Here is a 23157-nt window from a genome sequence, read left to right as displayed (position 1 = left end):
CGCTCCTCGTCGGATCGGACTCAGTGGGCGATGACGGGCTCGCCCTCTGATGGCGCCAGAGCCTTGTTCGGCATCAGGAACGCCGTGAGTACCGCGCCGACCACGAAGATCCCGGCACCCCAGGCCAGGGTGGCCGTGTAGCTCTCGACCCCGGCCCGCGCCACGGTCAGCGCGCCGGGCTTGTGCGAGGACAGGTAGTCGGTCGCGGCCGATGAGGCAACGGTGGTCAACAGCGCCGTGCTGATCGAGCCGCCCACCTGCTGGCTGGTGTTGATCAGCGCCGAGGCGACGCCCGCGTCCTCGTGATGCACGCCCGCGGTCGCACCCTGGAACGCGGTGGTCATCACCGCACCGATACCGAGACCCAGCAGGATCATGCCCGGCATGATGTCGGCGACATAGGCGCTGTCCAGCGTGAGCCGGGTCAGCAGAGCCATGCCGGACGCTGAGACCAGGAAGCCGGCGCTGACCACGATCTTCGGGCCGACCTTGGGCAGCAGCAGCGAAGGCACCGTGGTCGACGAGGCGACGATGCCGCCGACCATCGGCAGGAACGCCAGACCGGCCTCGATCGGCGAGTAGCCGATGCTGGCCTCCAGGTAGTAGGTCAGGAACAGGAAGATCGAGAACATCCCCATGCCCAGGACGAACACGGCAAGGAACGAACCGCCGCGGGTCCGGTCCAGCACGACGCGCAGCGGCAGCAGCGGATGCGCGACCCTGAGCTCCAGCCAGACGAACACCGCGAGCAGCACCACACCGCTAATCATGGAGCCGAGGGCGACCGGGTCGGTCCAACTGGTGGATTCGACGTGCGCGAACCCATAGACGATGCCGAACAGCGCGGCGCTCACCGTGACGGCGCCAGGAATGTCGATCTTGGGTCGCTCAGTGACCACGGGCTTGGCCAGCAACAGCAGCGCACCGACCAGCGCGACGCCCGCGAAGACGACGTTGACGTACATCACCCAGCGCCATGACGCCCATTCGGTGAGCATGCCGCCGAGCAGGAGTCCGACCGCGGCGCCCGCACCGGACAACGCGCTGAAGATGCCGAACGCCTTCGGCCTTTCGGCCGGGTCGGTGAAGGTCACGCTGAGCAGCGAGAGCGCCGCGGGCGCGAGCAGCGCGGCGAAGAGGCCCTGGGCCACCCGTGCCGCGACGAGGATCTCGAAGCTGCCGGCCGCGCCCCCGATGACGGACGCGGCCGCGAAACCGATCAGGCCGGTCACGAAGGTCGTACGTCGGCCGAACAGGTCACCGAGCCGGCCCCCGAGCAGCAGCAGGCTGCCGAACGCCAGGGCGTACCCCGTGATGACCCACTGCCGGCTGCCGTCACTGAAACCGAGGTCGTGCTGCGCTTCGGGCAGCGCGATGTTCACGACGGTCGCATCGAGAGTGACCATGAGCTGTGCCACGCCAAGCACGACGAGCACCAACCAGCGCACGGCATGTGAGCCGCGGCGGCCCGAGTCTGTTTTCCCGGAGGCGGGCGCCCCACGATCGAAGGTGGTAGTCATGTTTTCCCTTGGCTGCTGGTCATGGGCTGCAGACCGGCCGGAAACCGATCTGTTTCCACATAGGAAAACAGATCGGTTTCCATGGCGCAAGCGAACGAGGTGTCTCTGACCCCGTGAGCAACCAGACAGCACCGACGCCCACGCCTGCCGCCGGTGTTGTCTCGACGCCTGACCGGCTGCTCGACGTCCGCGCAGCCGTTCCACGAACAGAGCGACCGCATCCGCGTCGACATGCCGTGCCGCGCCGCTGGGGTGTCGCCGCCCTGGAACCGCGTCACCGCCGCGGCGCGCCCGCGCCGAAGACGGCATCTGCGCCGCCCGCGCCACCGGCCTGCACAACTTCCCGCTCCACGACATGGCGCAGAACCAGATCTGACTGGAGAGCATGCCGAACTCCAGCCGACCAGCACGTTCCCTTCCCTGCGAACAGCACAACCCCACCGGAGCCGTGGAACCCGGCGGGCACCCGGCGCGACAGCCGGGCCCTCACGCTGCCCGCCATCAGCCCAACAAGCCGAAACGGCTCGCCAGTTCAACTGGCGAGCCGTCACGAAATGCTGAGGTCAAGGCTTGAGCACCGCCAGTACGTCATCGAGCGAAACGCCGGCGGGGTCACTCATATCGGAACCATCGAACGTCTGCCAGACATAGGACGCCGTCCCGTTCTCCCGCAGCGGATGCAAGTCGGCCAAGTCCGGATCGTCCCGGAAGCTGTTAAACGCCTCTTCGGACTCCCATTCAACAAGAAACAGAACCTGCCGCGGTGCGAGGTCACCGGCTACGCTGCTCCGGAAACGGCCAAACGCCACAATTCGGCCACCATACTTCGGAGCCACTTCGGGCAGACGGCTGAAATACGCAAGGTACTTCTCGCGACCACGTCGAACATATTCAGGGCGTAAAACTTCTTGTTCTGCGGATTCTCACTCATGCCAATACTCTCTTCGGTCTCAGAAAACTGGTGTTTGTCGCTCTAGGCGGGCACTGGGCTGGCAGCAGGACGCCGGCTTATTGTTGATGATGTTGACGTGGGTCGCGATGTGCGCCACCCCAGAGACCGGCTATGAAGAACACACTTTTAGCGCTCGCCTGAAGAATAAGGTCGCGGGAATCTCGGCATGCTGCCCTTCGGTGTCGCGCGGGGAAGCCATTCGTACTCCCAGCAATGAAATGGCCGCGCCCGTCTCCGCAACGAAAAACCGATCGGTTCAGCCTGCTCGTAAACCGATCGGTTTTCGCCCGCAAATCCCAGCGAAAGAGCGCCGCTCGATTGCCCCCGATGTCCGCGCGGAATGGCTGTTCGTGGCTGACACTCCGGCCACCGGCCGTGCTGCCACCTCCCGCCCTGGCTACTGAGCCTGAACTCGCGCTGTCGTGGCCGATGACAGGGTTTGATCCTCGCGGGCATGCCGGCGGTGGACTGGCCGCGGCTCACCCAAGCACGCGGCAGTGTTCTGCTACGGAGCGTCCTGCGCGCGAGCAGAGAACCCATGTGCGCGATCACCAGCCCGCGCTCCCTCGCGGATGTCACGCCACATCGCATTACATTGATTCAATCAATATTGACGTGCACTACGTCAATCATGGACAGTCGAATCAAGTCCAAGGAGGGAACATGCCTACCAACCCAGCCGCGTCCACCTCGATCGATGTACCGCGAGGCCTCGCGGGCGTCATCGTCACCGACACCGCACTTGGTGACGTCAGAGGGCTGGAAGGCTTTTATCACTATCGCCAATACTCGGCCGTCGACCTTGCGCGGACCCGCGGCTTCGAGGACGTCTGGTACCTGATGGTCCACGGCGAACTGCCGGGGGCTGCGCAACTGTCCGCGTTCGCGGCGCAGACAGCACAACTCCGCCGCCTGCCCGATGACGTGCGCGCCGTATTGCCCGCCCTCGCCGCGGCGAGCGGCGCCTCCGGGCCGCTTGCCGGTCTACGGACCGCACTGTCCCTGCTCGGGGCCTCGAAGGGGTTCCGGCCGGTGTACGACATCGACGCCGACCAACGGCGCGCGGACACCGTCGCGGCCGCAGCGGCCGTACCCACGCTGCTGACGGCGCTGTACCGGCTCGGGCAGGGCCTCGAACCGGTGGAGCCGCGGACGGATCTGCCGTACGCCGCGAACTACCTCTACATGCTGACCGGTTCGGAACCAGACGCGGACCGGGCGAGGGCGATCGAGCAGTACTTGATCTCGACCATTGACCATGGATTCAACGCATCAACGTTCACGGCGAGAGTGATCGCATCGACCGGGGCGGACGTGGCGGCCGCCCTGGCCGGCGCGGTGGGGGCACTCTCCGGCCCCCTCCACGGCGGCGCTCCGAGCCGTGCGCTGGACACGCTGGATGCGATCGGCAGCCGGGACCGTATCGATCCGTGGATCCGGCAACACGTCCTTGCCGGGGACCGCATCATGGGCTTCGGCCACCCCGTCTACCGCACCGAGGATCCCCGTTCCCGCATGCTGCGTGGCATCGCGGAACAGTTCGGTGGTCCGCTGGTCGACTTCGCGGTCGAGGTCGAACAGCGCGTGGAGGCAATCCTGGCGGAACTCAAGCCCGGCCGCGAACTCCACACCAATGTCGAGTTCTACGCGGGCGTGGTCATGGAACTGTGCGGCCTGCCGCGGCAGATGTTCACCCCGACGTTCGCGGCCGCGCGAGTGGTCGGCTGGGGAGCGAACATCCTCGAACAGGCAGAGGACTCGAAGATCATCCGTCCGGCAGCGCGGTACGTCGGACCGCAACCGCCAGTGGCGGTGCCCGTGTCCTGACTCCTGCCTGAGGCGCTCAGGACGAGGTCCCAGGATACGTGTCCACGTGGACCGCTCCGAGCTGATGGAGGCTCCGGACCATTCTCTTATGGATGGATGGTTCCTGAGGCGAACCACTTGTGGAGTGTGGATTCCGCCCCGTCTGGGAGATCGTCGACGAACACGACAGCCAGGCCGCGCTGGGCTCGAGAACAGCACACGTAGAACAGGTTGCGTGACCGTTCTGTCCGGTCGGGTTTGTCGGTGCCAGCAAGCATTTTGCCGATGCTGTACCTGTTCCACGCGCGGTCGTCGACCACCACCAAGACATTCTCGAATTCGTCGCCTTTGACGCCGTGCTGGGTCGAGAACGGGGTGAGTTCGTCGATGAAGTACGTGACGCTGATGACTTCCCGGTAGGACACGCCGCGGAGGTTGTTCGAGAAGTCCGCTCGCCGCTGGTCGCGCTCGTCCAGGTCCGTTGCGGTTCTGCGGCGTTCGAGGTCTTTGAGCTTTCCTGGCATGGCGAGGAGATGGCCGTCGGCCATCCGGTCGAGCACGTCGCCGATGGTTCCGGTCGTGCTTACGGCGTCGATTGCACGGATGGCGTCACTGATGGCGCGTTTGTGGGCGTGACGGGTGATCCGTGTCCGTCCCTCATCCAGCAGGTCTGTCAGCCCGGCGAAGTCGTTGTTGCGGAACGCGGTGCTTATGGCCTCGATGCGGGTGAGGTACTGGATGTACGGCTCGCTGCGTGCCATGAGGTCGTCGGGACCGTAGCGGCCCAACTTTCGTTACTGCTCCAGGAGGTTGGCGTACTCCAGGGTGCCGGCTATCCCTCGGTGGGTGAGGAGCAGGTATTTGCTGTTCTCCCGTGTCCAGCCGTTCCGGGCGAGTATCGCTTCGGCAGCCGTCAGTCGCTCAGGGCCGGGTGAGATGCCACTGTTGAGAAACAGGTGGACCTCGCCTGTCTGCTGCTTGCCGACGGCGTCCTGGATGAGCTCAGGGCGCATCTGGTTGAGCACATCGACGACGGGAGGCGAGCACCGGTAGTTCTCGTTCTTGGTGATCTCGGTGAGGAGGCCGGGACGTTTCACCGCTCCGACGCCGGATTCGTAGATCTTCTGCATGGAGTCGCCGAAGAGACCGACCACGCATTTGTCACGGCCCGCGCCCGCCAGGTGGTCGAGTAGCAGCTGGATCGTCTTGGGAGAAGTGTCCTGGTACTCGTCGACAAAGATGACCGGGTACTTGCTGGCGATGATGCGTATGAGCTTGGGGTGGGATGTGACGAGGCGGAGCGACAGTGCGATGACGTCGTCGTGGGAGATGCGTCCCTCGCTCAGCCTGCGCCCGCGGTCGGAATATTCTATGGCCGGTGGAGCGGTGACGTCATCGAGGTCGTCCGGTCTGGTGAGGTCCTTGTTGTAGTCGAGGATCTGCTGCCAGAGCTCATGTTGGTAGGGCTGGATGGCACTCCACAGGAATTCGTGGATGGTGCCGACGTCGACGAGCGGGTCTGAGGCGATGCGTTCGTGGATCTTCTTCTTGGCGACGTTGGTGTAGGTGATGCAGGCGATCCGCCGGCCGTGTGCCTCCAGGTCCGCGCGGTGGTGGGTCAGGAGGTGCTGCAGGGCGCGTACCAGGGTGGTTGTCTTGCCGGCGCCGGCTCCCGCTTCGACGAGGAAGCTGCGCCGGGCCTCCAGCTCCGTGGCGACGGCTTCGAGGGTGTCTAGGCGAGCCACTGCAGTCCTTCGGCGATGTAGCGGGGAACGGCCCAGTCCTCCAGGAGCATCACGTCGAAGGCGAAGTCCGTCTTGTGGTCGCTGAGTTGCTGTGCGATGCCGTAGGCCTTGGCTTCGATGTCGTCGGCGGTGGGGTCGGCCCCGACCTCCTTGACGAAGGCCGCCTTCAGAGCGAGTTGGCGGAAGCCACGTACGAGGGGTTCTGCGTTGGCGATGATGAAGGCATCCTCGAAGCTCCGCGCGCAGGCTCCCGAATCCTTCTCCGGGATCTGGTAGGCGACGCGTACGTGTCCCTGCTCCTTGTCAGTCGGGTCGGTGGCGACCAGTTCGGCGATGCTGGACTTTGCGGGCAGCCAGTTCTTGAGCGTCTGGTTCGAGGTGACCGTCTGCCCCTGGCCGGGTGGGCAGGCCTTGCGGTGCTTGGGGCACACGGAGTCGAGGTCGGTGATGACGAGCGTCTTGACGTTCAGGAAGGCGAGCAGTTCCCGGAAGCGGACGGCGTAGGCGTCGCCGACCTCGATGACCGATACGTACTGGTGCAGAAGCCCCTTGGCGCACCGCCGGACCATTTCCGGCAGGATCAGCCGTTCCGCGGTGCCCTCGATCAGGATCACCTTGTCGGCGAAGAACATGTCACACCGGTGCAAGACCATGTACTGGCGCAGGAAGCGCAGGGTCTCGTCCCCCTGCGGAGTGGCCTTCACGTTGGCCTCGAAGGTCGATAGGTCCTTGACCGTGAGCTGCGGTTCGGAACGGTCGAAGTAGCGCACCGTGTGGAAGCCGCTGCTGGCAACGATGCGGGAGGAGTGTGTAGTGATGACCACCTGCACCTTCCAGCCCGTTTTGCGGTCGATGAAGTCCTGGATGTTCTTGATGAATGTCTCCTGCATCTGGGGATGCAGATGGGCTTCGGGCTCCTCGATGAACAGCACCTGCAGCGCCGGTTTGGGTGTGGTGCGCTCGTAGGTCTGGTGAAAGCTGATGACCTGCAGGATCGTAAAGATCAGCTTGCTGTAGCCCAGCCCGTTGTGACCTTCGGGAAGATGGAAGTCGGCGTCCCCGGAGGGGTACTGGATGCGGGTACTGCCGCGGAGGATGCCTGAGGCCTCGATGAGGGAGACGATGCGGGGCTTTTGGACCGGGGTGATGGTGCCCATCCCGAAGGTGCGCAGGTCCTCGAAGATCGGGTCGAACAGCGTGGCGTAGTTGTCGTCGAGCTGCTGTGAGGCGGACGCCAGAGCGGTCTCGATCTGCTCGATGCTCTGGTGACGGTCCTCGTGCCCGCTGTTGACCTTGTAGTAGGCCTCGAACGTCTTCGACAACGTGCGGGCCTTGTCGCTCGGCGTGTCATCCATCTTGGTCTGCGCGTAGACGAACTTGACCGACAGGATGGACTCGGCGGCACCGCGCTTGATCTCCTTGCGGACGTTCTCGTCCAAGGGGCTGACCGCGCGATAAGCCGGGGCGAAGTAATCCGAGAAGTTCTTGCGCAGCCACTTGATGCGATCGAACGGCTCCCGCTGGCTGGCCGACCAGAAGTCCTTGAGGAAGTCGTTTGGGCGAGCAACTTCAAGCGCCGCCTCGATCTTGACCTCGGAGCAGGTGTCGTCCAGGTCGAGGATCACACCTGTGAGGGGGGCGAGGTCGTCGTCTTCCGTGTACTCGAAAAAGCCCTCCACGGCGCGGGGAGCGAGGGTCCAGGTCTCACCGTCGTGGTGCACGAGACCGTGGTCGGCGAGGCGCCGCAAGGTCCGGTAGGCAGTGGCACGGGACACGGAGGCCGTACCGACAAGATCGCTGACCGTTCTGAGCAGGCCGGACGTGCAGCGCCCCGATGATCATGAGGGCGGAGCTGCCGAGGCCGCGGTGGGCGAAGGCGTCGTGGCCCATCAGGCGGGCGATGACGGTGGAGTCGATGTCGGCCGTCATGCCTGTCTCAGGGGTGGTCCACTCCTCAAGTGCCAGGTCGGGGGGGTACTGAGTGGTCCAGAAACGAGACAGCGAAGCGTGGGGACGACGGCTCCTGGTGCTGCCGTGGTCGAGGTACCAGGTGGAGCCCTCCCGGCCGTGACCGACCCGCAGCCGACGCAGCCAGCCCCCAGGCTTGAGGACGGTCTCGTAGACCACGCGCAGCGTCGTCCGCGAGATCCCTGCTTCCTCCGCGGTCTGTCGTTCGCTGGCGTGGTGCAGCGGGCCGCCGGCGGTCTCGGCGAAGTTCAGATGGGCCCGCAGCACCCGCAGCGCGGTCCGTCCCCGCTCGCCGCGCCAGGGCGTGGTCTCGATGCGGTCCCGCAGCGCGGCCAGAACCTCGTAGGCGTGGTGACGTGAGTCCAGCACTCGCGTTCCGGCGACCACAGCCGAGGCGCTGGCCCACACCCGGCGGATGTAGTCCAGGGCGCGGGCCTGCCCCGAGCGCAGTGCGATGTGCCGGGCGTGCCGGCCACCCTCATGGTCGGGGTGCAGCAGCAACCGGGCCAGCTCGTCAACGGTGCCCCCGGCCCGAGCGACATGGCAGGCGATCGCCGCCGTGACGCGATGCCCGTGCTCGGCCGCGCCCTGCCGGTCCTGGCGCACGGCCACGGTGCGGCCGTCGGAGCCGAGCCTGCTGTAACTGCCTGTCGCGTACAGGCCGGTGAGATCCCCGAGCAGGACCAGTTCGGCCGCAGCCGGACGAAGGTGGTGAAGGCCCCGTCGGCCGAACGAGTGAGGGATCTGCCGCTGTGGTTCTGCCTGATGACTGTGGTGTGGCACGGTGAGGTCGTCTCGCAAAGACAAGGGCGACACCCAGGCCCGCTAAAACCACGGGTGATGCCCGGAACCGACCTCCGATCGGTGCCAGCGATGCCTCCAGGATTGCCGTCCTGGAGGCATTCGTATGCCTGGCCCCGCTCTGGAGGCAGGCGTCCCCATCGCAACTCGACCAAGGCAGGAACAGAGAGCCGTCGAGGTCGCCGCTCCTGATCCGCCCGGTCAACTCGGGTCTCCCAGAAGCAGCTTGCAGAGGCACTGCCTCTGACTGCCTCCGAGCGACCCGGGTCGTACCGGGGTCGAATCAGAGCGTTTTCCTCTGACTGCCTCCGATCGCCTCTGCAACCCGTCCTAGCAGGTCACAGCCGCTTTGACCCTCATAAGCCCAGGTCAGAAAGGGTGCGGCAGATTTACTGCCGGTAGTGGTAGAAGCCCTCGCGCCCTCGGACGTCGCCGACCACCGTGTCGGCGACGACGACACCGGCGAGTCCTCGCGGCACGTCGCTGGGGGTGGTGACCGTGGCTGTGGTTCTTGCTGCGGACGGGTTGATGGACATCTTTCCTCCCTGAACTTGATTTTGACTGTCCATGATTGATTTGCTTGTTGTCAATATTGATTGGATCAATATATATGTCTTGTGGATACGGTGACCCCCATGCGCGATCACGAACCCGGACCCGGCCACCCCGAACGACGGCTGAGCACCAAGGAGGCCGCCGAGCTGCTCGGCGTGAAACCCGAGACCGTGTACGCGTACGTCAGTCGCGGCCAGCTGACCAGCCGCCGCACGCCCGGCGGCCGGGGCAGCACCTTCGACGCCAAGGAGGTCCAGGCGCTCGCACGGCGCAACAAGCGGGAGAGCGGCGGGAGTCCGGGCTCCGGGGCGGAATTGTCCGTACGCACGCGCGTCACGTTCATCGACCAGGACCGCTACTACTACCGGGGCGTCGACGCGGTCGAACTGGCCACCCAACACTCGTACGAAGAGGTCGCGGAGTGGCTGTGGACCGGGCGGCTGCGTCCCGGGGTCACTTTCGCCGCGCCCGAGGCATCCGTCACGGCCGCCCGTCGCGTCGTCGAGGCGCTGCCCGAGCACACCGGCCCCACCGACCGGTTGCGGGTCGCCGCCGTCGCCGCGGCGGCCGTCGACCCCCTGCGGTTCGACCTGTCCGAGGACGCCGTGCTCGGCACCGCCCGGATCCTGATTCCCACCCTCGTCGCCGCCCTGCCCCCGCAGCTGCCCACGCACCGTGACGAAGGCCCGCTCGCCCTGCGCCTGTGGGGTCGCCTCAGCGGACGTCCCGCCGAGGAGGCGCAGCTGCGCGTCCTCGACACGGCGCTCGGCCTGCTGGTCGACCACGACCTGGCCGCCTCGACGCTCGCGGTGCGCGTCGCCGCCTCGGCCCGCGCGCACGCCTATGCGGCGGTGTCCGCCGGACTCGGGGTGATCGAGGGACCGCTGCACGGCGCGGCCGGCGGGCTCGCCCATCGCATGCTGCTCGAGGTGCTGGACATCGGCAGCGCCGCCCCGGTGATCGCCGAGGAACTGCGGGCGGGCCGCCGCGTTCCGGGCCTCGGTCACCGGCTCTACCCCGGCGAGGACCCACGCGCGCGTGCCCTGTTCGCCCTCCTGGAGGAGATCCCCGAGGCCGCGCCCGCCCTCGCCGCGGCGCGGGACATCGTGGCCACGACCGCCCGCCACGCGCCGCTGCACGCCAACGTGGACCTGGCGCTCGCCGTCCTGACCGCGTCCTGCGGCATGGAGTCCTCGGCCAGCGAGACGATCTTCGCCGTGGCCCGTACGGCGGGCTGGATCGCACACGCCCTGGAAGAGTACGGCGAGCGACCCCTGCGGATGCGTCCGAGCGGTCACTACGTGGGCCCCAAGCCGCCCCAGCCACTGCCGAAGTAGGCAGACGGCGGCTGGAACGAGCGGGACCGACATCCGCGGCCGGATCATCGGCAGCCCTCGGATCATCCCGCCCGGACGAGGGGGCCCGTCCACCTGGGGAGACGTCCCAGCAGGCCCGGGCGCCCCGTCCCGGACGGCACGCGTACGCGTACCCGCATGGCTCAGCAGACTCCACGGCCGGAAGCCACGCTCCGGCAAGTCAGGTTAGGCTCACCTGTGTGAGTACGTGCGCGACCGTCTCGCGGGATCTCGACGAGCCCATTTCCGGAACCGCGGCCACGGCAACTACCTGGCTCCTCCTGGAACAGCCCGGCCCCTGGGGTGCCAATGCGCTGGTGGCGAGCCACCTGGACCCGGCCCTCGGCCGGGCCCTGGAGGCCGCCGCGCAGAACACAGGCGTGCGTATCGCGCTCATCCGCCGTCCAGGACGCCACGCGGATCACGGCGCAACGCTCCCGCGGCAGGTGTACGCGGCCCACACCGTCCCGGGGAAGGTGTGGCTGCACAGCGCCACGACCCACGACCCACGGCAGCTGCTGGACCTCGACTTCGCCGCGCTCGGCAGGGGCGACCACCAGACCTTCGACGCCGCCCTGCGCGGCCGGCCCCACATGGGTGACCCGCTCGCTCTCGTGTGCACCAACGGCAAGCGCGACCGCTGCTGTGCGCTGCTCGGCCGTCCGCTGGCCGCGGAGCTCGCCGCCTCGGGGGTGCCGGGCGCCTGGGAGGTCACCCATCTGGGAGGTCATCGCTTCTCCCCCACGCTGCTCGTCCTGCCGCACGGGTACGCGTACGGCCGCGCCGAGGCCCACGCCGTCAAGGAGGTCCTGCACGGGGTCCAGGAGGGGCGGATCGTCGTGAAGGGGTGCCGCGGGTGTTCGGCCTGGGATCGGCCCGGTCAGGCGGCGGAGCTGGCGGTGCGCTCGGCGACCGGCGAGGCGGCGGCGGAGGTGCTGAGCGTGGTCCGGACCACGGGCGGCGCACCCCGCTGGGAGGTGACCGTCGCGCACGTGGACGGACGGCACTGGCAGGTCGTCGTCGCCCAGGGCGCCTCGCTGCCGCCGCGGCCGGAAAGCTGCGGCACCTCGGTCCTCGGTTCACCTTCTCGGATGGACGTGGTGGCGGTACACGAGCTGACCGGGACGGCACGGGTGGGGCGACCCACCTCGCGGCAGGCCTCGTCCGCATCTCAGCGCGGGCGCGGCCGAACCGTTTCCTCTTGATCCCGTCAAGAGATCCACATCACCCACCCCTACGGCTGCGCCGGTCCACCCACGTACCGTCTTGGGTATGAGCCCCACTCCCCCCGCCCGTCGCCTGCGCCTCGGAATGCCGCGCCGCATGTTCTCGCAGCTCCTGCTGATGCAGCTGGCGATCGCCGCGGGAGTCGTGGTGCTCGCGACCGGGCTGTTCCTCGCTCCGCTCAGCGATCAGCTGGACGACCAGGCGATGCGCCGCGCCCTCGCCATCGCGCAGACCACCGCGGCCGTGCCGCAGATCGCCGAGGACCTGCAGAGCACCCGGCCGTCGGTGGGCGGACCGGTGCAGCGGGAGGCCGAGAGGATCCGCAAGGCCAGTGGTGCGGAGTACGTCGTGGTGATGGACCTTCACGGCACCCGCTGGTCGCACGCCGACCCCGAGCAGGTTGGCGGCCATGTGTCGACGGACCCGAGCCAGGCCCTTGCGGGCAAGGACGTCATGGAGATCGACAGCGGCACCCTGGGCCGCTCGGCCCGCGGCAAGGTTCCCCTGCGCGACAGCGACGACAAGATCATCGGCGCGGTCTCGGTCGGCATCGAGTACGACAGCGTGCGCGCCCGCCTGATCCACGCGATTCCCGGGCTGTTCGCCTACGCCGGCGGCGCACTCGCCGTGGGTGCGCTGGCCGCCTGGCTGATCTCCCGGCGGGTCCAGCGACAGACCCGTGACCTGGCCTTCTCGGACATTTCGGCGCTGCTCGCCGAACGCGAGGCGATGCTGCACGGCATCCGCGAGGGCGTCGTCGCCCTGGACCGTGCCGGCCGCGTCCGGTTGCTCAACGACGAGGCCCAGCGTCTCCTCGGCATCGGGGAGGAGGTGGTGGGCAGACCGCCCGACGAAGCACTCGGCGAGGGACGTACGGCCGACGTCCTGGCGGGCCGGGTGACCGGTACGGACCTGATAGCCGTGCGCGGACAGCGCGTCCTGGTCGTCAACCGCATGCCCACCGACGACGGCGGCGCCGTGGCCACCCTGCGCGACCGCACCGAACTGGAACAGCTGGGCCGCGAACTCGACTCGACGCACGGCCTCATCGACGCGCTGCGCGCCCAGGATCATGAGCACGCCAACCGTATGCACACACTGTTGGGGCTGCTCGAGCTGGAGATGTACGACGACGCCGTGGACTTCGTCGGGGAGGTCGTCGGCGATCACCGGGCCACCGCGGAGCAGGTGACCGAGAAGATCGGGGACCCGCTGCTCGCCGCCCTGCTGGTCGGCAAGGCGACCGTCGCGGCCGAGCGCGGTGTCGCCCTGTGGGTGTCGGACCGCACCTGGCTGCCCGACCGTCTGATCGATCCGCGCGGGCTGGTCACGGTCGTCGGCAACCTCGTGGACAACGCGCTCGACGCCGTCGCGGGCAAGCCGCACGCGCGCGTGGAGGTCGAACTGCGCGCCGAGGGCCGTACTGCGGTCCTGCGGGTGCGGGACACGGGGCCCGGCATCCCGGCCGGGCAACGGGAGTTGATCTTCACCGAGGGCTGGTCCACGAAGAAGCCGCCGGCGCACGGCAAGCGGGGCATCGGGCTCTCCCTGGTGCGCAGGCTGGCCGAGCGGCAGGGCGGCCACGCGACGGTCGACGAAGCGGCCGGCGGCGGCGCCGAGTTCACCGTCGTCCTGCCCGAGGCGCTGACCGAGCCCGGCCTGGAACCAGCCCTTGCCGCACCCGCGAAGATCGCTGCCAAGGAGGAGTCGCGATGATCGAGGTCCTCGTCGTGGACGACGACACCAGGGTCGCGCAGGTCAACGCGGCCTACGTGGAGAAGGTGCCGGGCTTCCACGTCGCCGGCGAGGCCCACAGCGCTGCCGACGCGTTGCGCCAGCTGGCGGTGCTGCCCCGCCTGGACCTCGTCCTGCTGGACCACTACCTGCCCGACGAGACGGGTCTGGAGGTCGTCCAGGAGATGCGCCGACGCGGCCACCAGACCGACGTGATCATGGTGACGGCCGCGCGGGACGTCTCGACGGTGCAGGCGGCGATGCGCCAGGGCGCCCTTCAGTACCTGGTGAAACCGTTCGCCTTCGCGGGTCTGCGGGCCAAACTGGAGGCCTACGCCGAGCTGCGCCGCACGCTCGACGGCGGCGGGGAGGCCGAACAGGCCGACGTCGACCGCATCTTCGGCGCGCTGTCCGCCCCCTCGGAGCCCGGTCTGCCCAAGGGGCACTCCCCCACCACCGCCGAACTCGTACGCCAGTCCCTGATGAACGCCGAAGGTCCCCTGTCGGCCCAGGAGATCGCCGACCGGACCGGGGTGAGCCGCCAGACCGCCCAGCGCTATCTGAAACTCCTGGAGCGCACGGGAAGGGCCCGGCTGACCTTGAAGTACGGCGACGCGGGCCGCCCGGAACACCGTTACGTGTGGGCGACCCGCGCCTGAGGCACGGCCCGTGGGGCGGGGGAAGGAACCGTGCCCCTCCTGGGTTACGGATCCCGGCCCACCGCCCGCTCGACCGTCAGCCCACCGCCTTCTCGACGAACTCGGTCGTGTAGGTCTTGCTCAGGTCCACGTCGGCGTTCTGGATGTTGGGGTTGAACGCCTTGAGGACCTTCTCGACGGTCTCGGGACCGTTGTTGGGCATCACACCGTCCTTGGTGAACATGGGCAGCGTGTTCTTGATGGCCACCGAGTACAGCAGTTTGTTCCCCTGCGAGTAGTCCGTCGGCATCTTCGCGGCGATCTCGCTCGCGCTGTGGGTGGACATCCAAGTGAGCGTCTTGACGAATGCATTGGCCAACTTCTGGACGGTGTCCTTGTGACTGTTGACCCAGTCCGTCTGCATGTACAGGCTTGACGATGGATACGGTCCGCCGAGCGCCTCCTCGGAGCCCTGCGGGGTGCGCATGTCGAGCAGGACCTTGCCGGCCTTCTTGTCCAGGATGTTCGCCACGGTCGGGTCGGTCGTCATGCCGCCGTCGATGGCGCCCTGCTGGAGCGCCGCGATGAAGGTCGGTCCCGCGCCCACGGCGACCGGGCTGAACTCGCTGACCTTCACGCCGTTCTTGACGGCGAGGTACTTGGTCAGGAAGTCGGTGGAGGAGCCGAGGCCCGTGACACCGAGCTTCTTGCCCTTGAAGTCCTTCGGCGAGGTGATGTCCTCCCCCGCCTTGGTGGAGACGATCTCCACCTCACCTGGTGCTTGCGAGAACTGCACGACGGACTCCACCTCCTTGCCCTTCACCTGGAGGTCGAGGGTGTGGTCGTAGAAGCCGACCGCACCCTGGACCTGGCCGGAGACGAGCGCGGTCTCGGCCTGGACCCCGGCCGGCTCACTCAGCAGTTCGACATCGAGTCCCTCGGCGTCGAAGTAGCCCAGGCGGTGGGTGAGCATGGCGGGCAGGTAGATCACCTTGTCCAGACCACCGACCATGATCTTCACCTTGGTCCCCTTGCCGTCCCCCTTGGCTCCGGAGCCGGTGGACGCGGTGCCGGCCGCGTCGTTGGCACAGGCGGTGAGCGAGGACAGGGCGAGCAGGCCGGCGGCGGCCAGTGCCGTGTATCTGACGGTTGTGCGCATGGCGGGTTCACGTCCTTGTGAGAGGGCGACGCGGGGTGGGGACGAGGGAACTGTCGAAGGGAGGCCGCGAGGGGCGTACCTCGCGAAAAGCCTCCCGAGGGATCGTTCAACGATGGGTCAGCTGTCGGAGCCCGACGGCTTCCACCGGAAGATGCGGCTCTCGGCGAAGGTCAGCAGCCCCTCCGCGACCAGGGCGACGGCGGCGAGGATGACCATCGCGGCGTACACGCCTGCCGCGTTGAACGTGCCCTGTGACTGGGCGACGAGCAGGCCGATTCCCTTGGTCGCTCCGATGTACTCGCCGACGATGGCGCCGATCAGGGCGAAGCCGAAGCTGACATGGAGGCTGGTGAAGATCCACGAGGTGGCGGAGGGGACGACCACCAGGAGCGTCACCCTGCGGTCGCTCGCACCGAGGATGCGGGCGTTGGCGACGAGATTGCGGTCGACCTCGCGGGCGCCCTGGAAGGCGTTGAAGAAGACCGGGAAGAACACCAGGACGACGGCCGAGGCGACCTTGGAGGCGGGGCCGAGGCCGAACCAGATCACGAAGATCGGGGCCAGCACGATCCTGGGTATGGAATTGAGCACCTTGATGTAAGGACCAAGGATGTCGGCGAGAAAGGTGATCCGCCCCAGTGCGATACCGCACACGACACCGGCGATGACACCGATGATCCAGCCCAGGAGCGCCTCGTAGAGCGTGTACCAGATCTGCTCGCCCAGCGAACCGAGCGCGGTCCCGTGCGTCATCCAGGTGTAGATCTGGTCCCAGATCTTCGTGGGCATCGAGAAGTTGAAGGGATCGATGAGCTTGGCCCGGGAGAGTGCCTCCCACAGGGCGAGCACGGTCACCAGGAGCAGGACACGGGCCGCCGACACGACGACCTTGCGTCTGCGCGCGGCACGCGCGCGTGAGTGGGCGCGGTCCGGTGCCTTGACGGTGTCGACGACCGGTGTGCTGAGAAGGTCAGGCGACACGGGCGGCACCTCGTTCGCGGGTGATGCGGACCTCTTCACCGAGGGACTCCCAGATCTCGCGGTAGATCTCGATGAACCGCGGCTCCAGACGCACCGACTCGACCTTGCGCGGCCGCGGCAGGTCGATGTCGAAGACCTGCTTCACGGTGGCGGGGCCCGCGGTCATCACGACGACCTTGTCGGCCAGCGCGATGGACTCCTCCAGGTCGTGGGTGACGAAGACGACGGACGCGCCCGTGCCCTCCCACAGCTCGAGGAGTTCGTCCGACATCAGGGCCCTGGTCTGCACGTCGAGCGCCGAGAACGGCTCGTCCATGAGGAGGATCTCGGGGTCGTTCACGAAGGTCGCGGCAAGGGCGACGCGCTTGCGCTGACCGCCGGAGAGCTGGTGCGGATAGCGGTCCTCGAAAGCACTGAGCCCGACCCGGGCAAGCCACTCACGCGCCTTCCGCTTCGCCTCCGCCTTGGGCACACCGCGAAAACGGGGCCCTGCCATGACGTTGGACAGGACCGTACGCCAGGGAAAGGTGGCGTCCTGCTGGAAGACGAAGCCGACCTTGTCACCGACGCCCCGCACGGGCTTCCCGGCGATCATCACCTCGCCCCGGGTGGGCTCTTCCAGGCCGCTGACCAGTGTCAGCGTGGTCGACTTGCCGCAGCCGGTCGGGCCGACGACGGCCACGAACTCGCCACGTCCGACAGTGAGGTCGAGTTCCCGGACGGCAGTGTGCGGGACCCCCGACGGGGTCCTGAAGACCTTGCTCGCGCCCCGCAGCTCGATGGCGGGGCTGGTGTGTGCGCTCATGGCCGGGGACGGTAGAGGTGACCCGGGAGGCGACGTCACCCTTCTGGCCGCATGCGCTTCTTTTGCTCGCAGTAGCCTGTTGTGCTCGTTTTGCTCGCGCTAGAAACAGCGAAGCCGAAACACGGGCTTGACGCCCGATTGGCCTTGACGGAGAGAGGCCCGATGATTGACGTCCTGGTCGTGGACGACGACTTCCGTGTCGCAGAGATCAACGCCAAGTACGTGGGGAAGGTTCCCGGCTTCCGGGTGGCCGCCCGCGCACACAGTGCCGCCCAGGCGCTGGGCGCCATCGAGCGCGGAACCATCGACCTGGTGCTGCTCGACCACTACCTGCCCGACCAGACCGGCCTGCAGCTCGTCCACCGCATGCGTGAACAGGGCCATGGCACCGACGTCATCATGATCACGGCGGCCGGCGATGTCACGACGGTCCAGACGGCGATGCGCCTGGGCGCCCTGCACTACCTGGTCAAGCCGTTCACCTTCGCCGCCCTGCGCACCCGCCTCGATTCGTACGCCGCCCTGCGCCGCACGGTGGACCGCGTGGGTGGCCACGGCATCGCCGGCCAGGAGCAGGTCGACCGGATCTTCGGCGCCCTGCGCACCGGTCCGGCGCCGTCCTCGCCCGGCCTGCCGAGCGGCCACTCGGAACCGACCACGGACCTGATCTGCGCCGTCCTGCACCGCGCGAGCCACCCTCTGTCGGCCCACGAGGTCGCCGCCGAGACCGGCCTGAGCCGCTCCACCGCCCAGCGTTACCTCCGCCACCTGGAACAGGCCGGACGCCTGCACCTCTCCCTCAGGTACGGCGACACGGGCCGCCCGGAACACCGGTACGCGTGGGTGGCACCGTGAGGGGGCGCGAGGACCCCGACGTGTTACGGCGGTGCTGAGCCGCCCGCTACGCGGCACCAGCGCCCGTCAGTGACCGCACCTCGGTCTCCGCGTGCTTGGCCTCGTCCGCGATCTCGGCCGAGGTGACCGTGCCGAGCCAGCCCGCCAGGAAGCCCAGCGGAATCGAGACGAGGCCGGGGTTCTGCAGCGGGAAGTACTGGAAGTCCACGTCCGGGAAGAGCGACTCGGGGCTCCCGGAGACCACCGGCGACAGCACGACGAGCGCCAGAGCCGGAACCAGCCCGCCGTACACCGCCCACACGGCGCCCCGCGTGGTGAAGCCCCGCCAGAACAGCGAATACAGCAGGACCGGCAGGTTCGCGGACGCCGCGACCGCGAAGGCGAGCCCGACCAGGAAGGCGACGTTGAGATCGCGGGCCAGCAGGCCGAGGGCGATCGCGACCACGCCGACACCCACCGCGGCCAGCCGCGCCACCGCGACCTCGCTGCGGGGTTTGCTCTGCCGGCGGCGCAAGGAGGCATACAGGTCGTGCGCCACCGAGGCCGAGGAGGCGAGCGTGATCCCGGCGACGACCGCGAGGATCGTGGCGAAGGCGACGGCTCCCACGACCGCGAACAGAACCGCTCCACCCGTGGAGTCGGCGCCGCCGCCCAGGTCGAGTGCCAGGAGCGGAACCGCCGTGTTTCCGGACGCGCTCGAGCCGCGCACCGCCTCCGGGCCGACGATCGCCGCCGCGCCGAAGCCGAGGACGATCGTCATCAGATAGAAGCCGCCGATCAGCCCGATCGACCAGACGACGGAGCGCCGGGCGGCCTGCGCGGTCGGCACGGTGTAGAAGCGGGACAGGATGTGCGGCAGCCCCGCCGTGCCCAGCACCAGTGCGAGTCCCAGGCTCATGAAGTCGAAGCGCGCGGTCCAGTCCCCGCCGTACTTCAGCCCGGGCGCCAGAAACGCGTCACCGTGTCCGCTGCGCTCGGCCGCCGTGAGCAGAAGCTGGTCGAAGTCGCCGTGGAAGCGCAACAGGACCAGCACGGTGAGCACGATGGTGCCTGCCAGCAGCAGAACCGCCTTGACGATCTGAATCCACGTGGTCGCCCGCATCCCTCCCAACGACACATAGATCACCATGAGGGCACCGACCCCGATGACGGCCCAGGTCCGGGCCGCCTCGGTGGTGTTCCCGAGGAGCAGCGCGACCAGGCTGCCCGCCCCCACCATCTGCGCCACCAGATAGAGAACGGACACGGTGACCGAGGCGGTTCCCGCCGCGATCCGTACCGGCCGCTCGCTCATCCGCGCGGCCACCACGTCGGCGAGGGTGAACCGCCCGCAGTTGCGCACCAGTTCGGCGACGAGGAACAGCACCACCAGCCAGGCCACCAGGAAGCCGACCACATACAGCAGCCCGTCGTACCCGAACAGCGCGATGAGCCCGGTGACACCCAGGAAGGAGGCGGCCGACATGTAGTCACCCGCGATGGCAAAACCATTCTCCATCGGAGAGAACAGACGCCCGCCGACGTAGAACTCCACCTCCGAACCGTGCCGGTTGCGGCTCACCCAGGTCGTGATCCCCAACGTGGTCGCGACGAAGGCGCTGAACAGCCACAACGCGAGCGTCTGCTGGTTACCGCTCACGAGGCACCGCCCTTTGCTCCCCGAGTCAACTCCTGTGTGTCCCAGCGCAGTTCGAGCGCGGCACGATCCCGGCGCAGCCGTGCGTGGCGGGCATAGGCCCAGGTGAGCAGGAACGTGCTGAGGAACTGTCCCAGCCCGGCCAGCAATGCCACGTTCACCGCTCCTGCGACCGGTCGCGCCATCAACCCGGGCGCGGTCGTGGCGGTCACGACGTATGCCACGTACCAGACGAAGAACCCGGCGACGGCCGGCACCACGAACCTCCGGTACCGGCTGCGTACCTCCTGGAACGCCGCGCTGCGCTGGACCTCGAGGTAGATCTGAGCCGCTGCCTGAGCTCCGGTCTCCTTGTGCCTACGTGCCACGGGAACGTCGGTCACGGGCGCGCTCATGATGGCCGACTCACCCCAGCCCGAGGCGAGCGCGTCGTACCACGGGTCCTCGTAGCGCACGTCCTCCGGTACCTCGGTGAACGCTTGGCCCGGACCTTGATGGTGTTCGCGCACGTGTGGCATGGGGGCACCGCTGTCGGGACCGTCCCCGTCGGCCCGGGGGCGACCGTTGCTTGACTGCATGCCCAAGGATGGACAGAACGGGAAGATCCCCGACTCTTCTTCCCCGCACACTTCACCCCATCAGGTGACCAACTGGCCATTCACCCCGTGGGCGGCCGGACCAGCCCCTTCGCGTACGCGTAACGCACGGCCTGGGCGCGGTCCTTGAGTCCTGTCTTGGAGAACATGTTGTTGATGTGGGTCTTCACCGTCGCCATGGACACACTCAGCGTGCGCGCGATCTCCTGGTTGCTGAGACCGTCGGCGATCAGCACCAGCACCTCCGCCTCCCGCGTCGTGAGCCCGTCGGGGACCACGGTGGGCTGCGCCGGCTCCGGTTCGGGCGCCGACAGGCGCTCCAGCAGCCTCCGCTGGACGCTCGGCGACAGCCCCGCGTCGCCGGACAGCACACTGTGCACGGCCCGTACGATCTCGTCCCCGCCCGCGTCCTTGGTCAGATATCCCCGGGCGCCCGCCTTCAGCGCCGGGAACAGGGATTCGTCGTCCGCGTAGGTCGTGAGCACCACGACTTGCGTTCCGGGATACTCGGCCCGGATGCGCCGAGTCGCCTCCACTCCGTCGCAGCGGGGCATGCGCAGGTCCATCAGCACCACATCGGGCGCCAGTTCGGCGACGAGCCGCACGGCCTCTTCCCCGTCACCCGCCGCGCCCACGACCTCGACTCCGGGCAACAGCCCGAGCAGCATCACGATGCCCTCCCGGACGACCGTCTGATCGTCCGCGACCACCACCCTGGCGGGCTTCGCCACCGGCTCCTCCGTCATACCGGCACCTTCAGCGTCACCACGAACCCTTCCTCGCCCGGCCCGGCAGCGAGCGACCCACCCAGCAGCTCGGCACGCTCCCTCATACCCAGCAGACCGTACCCGCCTCCGGCCTCGGCGAGTTCGCCCGGCGGACCACCCGCGTCCCGCACGTTCAGGGTCACTTCCTGGGGGCCGTACTCCAGCCGTACACGAACCTTCGCGCCCGGTGCGTGTTTGCGGGCGTTCGTCAACGCCTCCTGAGCGACCCTGCGCACGGCCTGCGACGCCTCGGCCGGCAGCGGCCTGCGTTCCCCCTCTACGGTGACCTCGGCGCCGTCGGACGCACGGACGAGGTCGGTCAGGAAGTCCTCCAGCGGCGTCAGTTCACCGCGCAGGGCGGAGAGGGACTGCCTGGTCTCCTCGAGACCGTCCCGGGCCATTCCCCGCGCCGCCACCACGCGGTCGAGAATCTGCTCGCGATCCGCGCCCCGCTCGATCAGCAACCGTGCCGCCTCCAGGTGCACGAGCTGCGCCGAGAGGCTGTGGGCCAGGACATCGTGGATCTCCCGGGCGATGCGGGCCCGTTCCGCCAGTGCGGCGGATTCGGCCTCGGCCACGCGCGCGGCCCGCTCCTGGGCGAGCAGCCGCTGCGCGTTGCCCCTCGCTTCGGCATCCAGACGCAGTGCGTATCCGGCGAGGGCCATCGCCCCGACGACGACGGCCGTGGTCGTCCCCGGGTCGTCGTTGACCACGGCGAAGGCCGCGAACCCGACCGAAGCCGCAGGCAGCGCCGCCCTCAGGGGCAGTCGCTCCAGTGCCGTAATGGCGCACCCGCACCACAGGACCACGGCTGGGGAGCGGAATCCGGCGGCCTCGGCTCCGACCGCCAGCCCCATCAGCACGAGGAGGAGTGCGAGGGACGGAAACAGCCGGTGCTCGAGCGTGGTCCGGAACAAAGCCCAGGCCAGCCCGCCTGCCACAAGCACTCCGCCGGCTCCCGCGACCGAGGCCCACCCGTGTACGTGGCTGTCGTGGAAGGCGCTCCACATCAGCGCGCTCACGACCAGCAGCCTTACGGCCCACGCCAGCAGCCGCCTGGGGCGCGAGACCCCTCTCGGCCCCAGCGCCTCCCGTGAGGGCCAGCGTGTCCAGACGTTCTCCGTCACACGCGCTCCTTCCACGGGGACCGGGGCACGTGGTCACCGTACGCCGTGACGTGGACGGGGGCCTGGTTCAGGGACTGCACGCGCCAGATCAGGATCCCGGAGCGAACGAGCAGGGTGGCCGCGAGCCCCAGCATCAGGGCCGAGCTGCCCTGATGGACGCCCAGTAGTGCACCGACCCCGAAGAGGCCCGCTCGCAGACCGATGCCCGTGCCCCAGACGGCCACGCTCGCTTTGGTGCTCTTGCCCCACACGGCCCCGTCCGGCTCCGCCCAGATGCGGGTGGTCCAGGCCCAGGCGGCTCCCACGGCCAGGGCAACGGCCAGTTCGGCGCCGAGCACGAGGACGGATTCGGTGGGATGACGGGCGTCGAGCAGGTCGGGCTCACGCAGCGCCACGACAGCCAGGATCCCTGGTAGGAGCCACCATCGCCGATCTGTGTCGATGCGGCTCGCGCGGAACTGGCGCACGATCACCAGTGCGGCCACAGCCACGATCAGCAGTGCGTTGACGAGCCCGGACATCACGGCCTCCGCGAGCGGGAAGGGGAAACCGGCAGCGAGCACTGCCGACGCCTTCGACGCTACGGAAACACGCCGGTCCGCAGATCGGAGCGGGGGTGGATCACGGGTGGAATCCGTGGAGGCCGGGGTTCTCCACCCACAGGTGGAGAACCCCCAGCCGAACCCCCGGACTTCAAGTCCAACCGGCGAGAAGACCGGCCGGGCCCGCCGCAGCGGCTACGCGTCGATGCGAGACCGGTCGAGCGTCGCCGCAGAGCTGGAGATGAACTCCTTGCGCGGCGCCACGTCATTACCCATGAGCAGATCGAACACCCGCTCGGCGGCCTCCAGGTCGGAGAGGTTGATGCGTCGCAGGGTGCGGTGGCGCGGGTCCATCGTCGTCTCGGCCAGCTGGTCGGCGTCCATCTCG

The 23157-nt window shown here is 68.3% G+C and carries 21 protein-coding genes and 1 pseudogene; 6 read left to right on the top strand and 16 right to left on the bottom strand.

Going from position 1 to position 23157, the window contains the following annotated elements; genetic code table 11:
* Positions 1-20: 20 nt before the first annotated feature.
* Both ACFWBB_RS18200 and ACFWBB_RS18195 read right to left on the bottom strand, forming a co-directional pair.
* Positions 21-1520, bottom strand: coding sequence for an MFS transporter (locus ACFWBB_RS18200; protein ID WP_385272985.1), 1500 nt, complete (start codon positions 1518-1520; stop codon positions 21-23).
* A gap of 563 nt (positions 1521-2083) precedes the next feature.
* The gene (locus ACFWBB_RS18195; protein WP_385272825.1) at positions 2084-2356 is read right to left on the bottom strand and encodes a DUF1330 domain-containing protein; all 273 of its coding nucleotides are present in this window, start codon (positions 2354-2356) and stop codon (positions 2084-2086) included.
* Between the two features lie 779 nt (positions 2357-3135).
* Here ACFWBB_RS18195 and ACFWBB_RS18190 point away from each other — a divergent pair.
* Positions 3136-4299, top strand: a complete 1164-nt coding sequence (locus ACFWBB_RS18190) for a citrate synthase (protein WP_385272983.1) — start codon at positions 3136-3138, stop codon at positions 4297-4299.
* A gap of 86 nt (positions 4300-4385) precedes the next feature.
* Here the strand turns inward: ACFWBB_RS18190 and ACFWBB_RS18185 are convergent, their stop codons facing one another.
* The 5 genes and pseudogenes from ACFWBB_RS18185 to ACFWBB_RS18165 form a co-directional block, all read right to left on the bottom strand.
* The gene (locus ACFWBB_RS18185) at positions 4386-5039 is read right to left on the bottom strand and encodes a hypothetical protein (RefSeq protein WP_385272822.1); all 654 of its coding nucleotides are present in this window, start codon (positions 5037-5039) and stop codon (positions 4386-4388) included.
* A 33-nt stretch (positions 5040-5072) separates the two neighbouring features.
* On the bottom strand, positions 5073-6023 hold the full coding sequence (locus tag ACFWBB_RS18180; RefSeq protein WP_385272819.1) for a UvrD-helicase domain-containing protein: 951 nt from the start codon (positions 6021-6023) through the stop codon (positions 5073-5075).
* Positions 6011-7798 carry an AAA family ATPase gene (locus tag ACFWBB_RS18175; RefSeq protein ID WP_385272816.1) on the bottom strand — a complete coding sequence of 596 codons (1788 nt, stop codon included), beginning with the start codon at positions 7796-7798 and terminating at the stop codon, positions 6011-6013. Before ACFWBB_RS18175 ends, ACFWBB_RS18180 begins: the two co-directional genes overlap by 13 nt.
* On the bottom strand, positions 7728-8774 hold the full coding sequence (locus ACFWBB_RS18170) for a hypothetical protein (RefSeq protein ID WP_385272813.1): 1047 nt from the start codon (positions 8772-8774) through the stop codon (positions 7728-7730). The genes ACFWBB_RS18175 and ACFWBB_RS18170 overlap by 71 nt, the downstream gene beginning before the upstream one ends.
* A gap of 410 nt (positions 8775-9184) precedes the next feature.
* Positions 9185-9328 (bottom strand): annotated as a pseudogene (locus ACFWBB_RS18165) (citrate synthase/methylcitrate synthase); the annotation flags it as partial.
* 99 nt (positions 9329-9427) lie between these two features.
* On the opposite strand from ACFWBB_RS18165, the gene ACFWBB_RS18160 reads away from it, so the two are divergent.
* From ACFWBB_RS18160 to ACFWBB_RS18145, 4 genes are all read left to right on the top strand, one after another.
* Entirely contained in the window at positions 9428-10684 is a 1257-nt protein-coding gene (locus tag ACFWBB_RS18160) for a citrate/2-methylcitrate synthase (RefSeq protein WP_385272810.1), read from the top strand.
* Positions 10685-10902: 218 nt separating this feature from the next.
* Entirely contained in the window at positions 10903-11907 is a 1005-nt protein-coding gene (locus ACFWBB_RS18155; RefSeq protein WP_385272806.1) for a sucrase ferredoxin, read from the top strand.
* Positions 11908-11974: 67 nt separating this feature from the next.
* Positions 11975-13645: an ATP-binding protein gene (locus ACFWBB_RS18150; RefSeq protein WP_385272803.1), complete on the top strand. Its 1671-nt coding sequence runs from the start codon at positions 11975-11977 to the stop codon at positions 13643-13645.
* Entirely contained in the window at positions 13642-14322 is a 681-nt protein-coding gene (locus ACFWBB_RS18145) for a response regulator (protein ID WP_385272800.1), read from the top strand. The genes ACFWBB_RS18150 and ACFWBB_RS18145 overlap by 4 nt, the downstream gene beginning before the upstream one ends.
* A 76-nt stretch (positions 14323-14398) precedes the next feature.
* Here ACFWBB_RS18145 and ACFWBB_RS18140 read toward each other — a convergent pair whose 3' ends face one another.
* The 3 genes from ACFWBB_RS18140 to ACFWBB_RS18130 all read right to left on the bottom strand — a co-directional run bounded on the left by ACFWBB_RS18140 (position 14399) and on the right by ACFWBB_RS18130 (position 17246).
* The gene (locus tag ACFWBB_RS18140) at positions 14399-15460 is read right to left on the bottom strand and encodes an ABC transporter substrate-binding protein (protein WP_385272797.1); all 1062 of its coding nucleotides are present in this window, start codon (positions 15458-15460) and stop codon (positions 14399-14401) included.
* A 117-nt stretch (positions 15461-15577) separates the two neighbouring features.
* Positions 15578-16441, bottom strand: coding sequence for an ABC transporter permease (locus ACFWBB_RS18135; RefSeq protein ID WP_385272794.1), 864 nt, complete (start codon positions 16439-16441; stop codon positions 15578-15580).
* On the bottom strand, positions 16431-17246 hold the full coding sequence (locus tag ACFWBB_RS18130; protein WP_385272791.1) for an ABC transporter ATP-binding protein: 816 nt from the start codon (positions 17244-17246) through the stop codon (positions 16431-16433). Before ACFWBB_RS18130 ends, ACFWBB_RS18135 begins: the two co-directional genes overlap by 11 nt.
* A gap of 162 nt (positions 17247-17408) precedes the next feature.
* Between ACFWBB_RS18130 and ACFWBB_RS18125 the strand changes: the two genes are divergently transcribed.
* Positions 17409-18101 (top strand): response regulator, encoded by a 693-nt coding sequence (locus ACFWBB_RS18125; RefSeq protein ID WP_385272788.1) that lies wholly within the window; start codon positions 17409-17411, stop codon positions 18099-18101.
* Between the two features lie 46 nt (positions 18102-18147).
* On the opposite strand, the gene ACFWBB_RS18120 is transcribed toward ACFWBB_RS18125, so the two are convergent.
* The 6 genes from ACFWBB_RS18120 to ACFWBB_RS18095 form a co-directional block, all read right to left on the bottom strand.
* Entirely contained in the window at positions 18148-19740 is a 1593-nt protein-coding gene (locus ACFWBB_RS18120; protein WP_385272785.1) for a cation acetate symporter, read from the bottom strand.
* The gene (locus ACFWBB_RS18115) at positions 19737-20315 is read right to left on the bottom strand and encodes a DUF485 domain-containing protein (protein ID WP_385272782.1); all 579 of its coding nucleotides are present in this window, start codon (positions 20313-20315) and stop codon (positions 19737-19739) included. The genes ACFWBB_RS18120 and ACFWBB_RS18115 overlap by 4 nt, the downstream gene beginning before the upstream one ends.
* Before the next feature lie 80 nt (positions 20316-20395).
* Complete coding sequence (locus ACFWBB_RS18110; RefSeq protein WP_385272779.1) at positions 20396-21079, bottom strand: response regulator; 684 nt, start codon at positions 21077-21079, stop codon at positions 20396-20398.
* Positions 21076-22227 carry a sensor histidine kinase gene (locus ACFWBB_RS18105; protein WP_385272776.1) on the bottom strand — a complete coding sequence of 384 codons (1152 nt, stop codon included), beginning with the start codon at positions 22225-22227 and terminating at the stop codon, positions 21076-21078. Before ACFWBB_RS18105 ends, ACFWBB_RS18110 begins: the two co-directional genes overlap by 4 nt.
* Entirely contained in the window at positions 22224-22748 is a 525-nt protein-coding gene (locus ACFWBB_RS18100; RefSeq protein ID WP_385272980.1) for a DUF1453 domain-containing protein, read from the bottom strand. The genes ACFWBB_RS18105 and ACFWBB_RS18100 overlap by 4 nt, the downstream gene beginning before the upstream one ends.
* A gap of 216 nt (positions 22749-22964) precedes the next feature.
* Positions 22965-23157 (bottom strand): hypothetical protein (locus ACFWBB_RS18095; RefSeq protein ID WP_385272773.1); only part of this gene is annotated, 193 nt, incomplete at its 5' end.

The sequence above is a fragment of the Streptomyces sp. NPDC060000 genome, assembly GCF_042737375.1.
In the GTDB taxonomy this organism is placed as follows: Bacteria; Actinomycetota; Actinomycetes; order Streptomycetales; family Streptomycetaceae; genus Streptomyces.
Note: the sequence above shows the minus strand (reverse complement) of the source record. Positions and strands in the feature narration are given on the sequence as shown.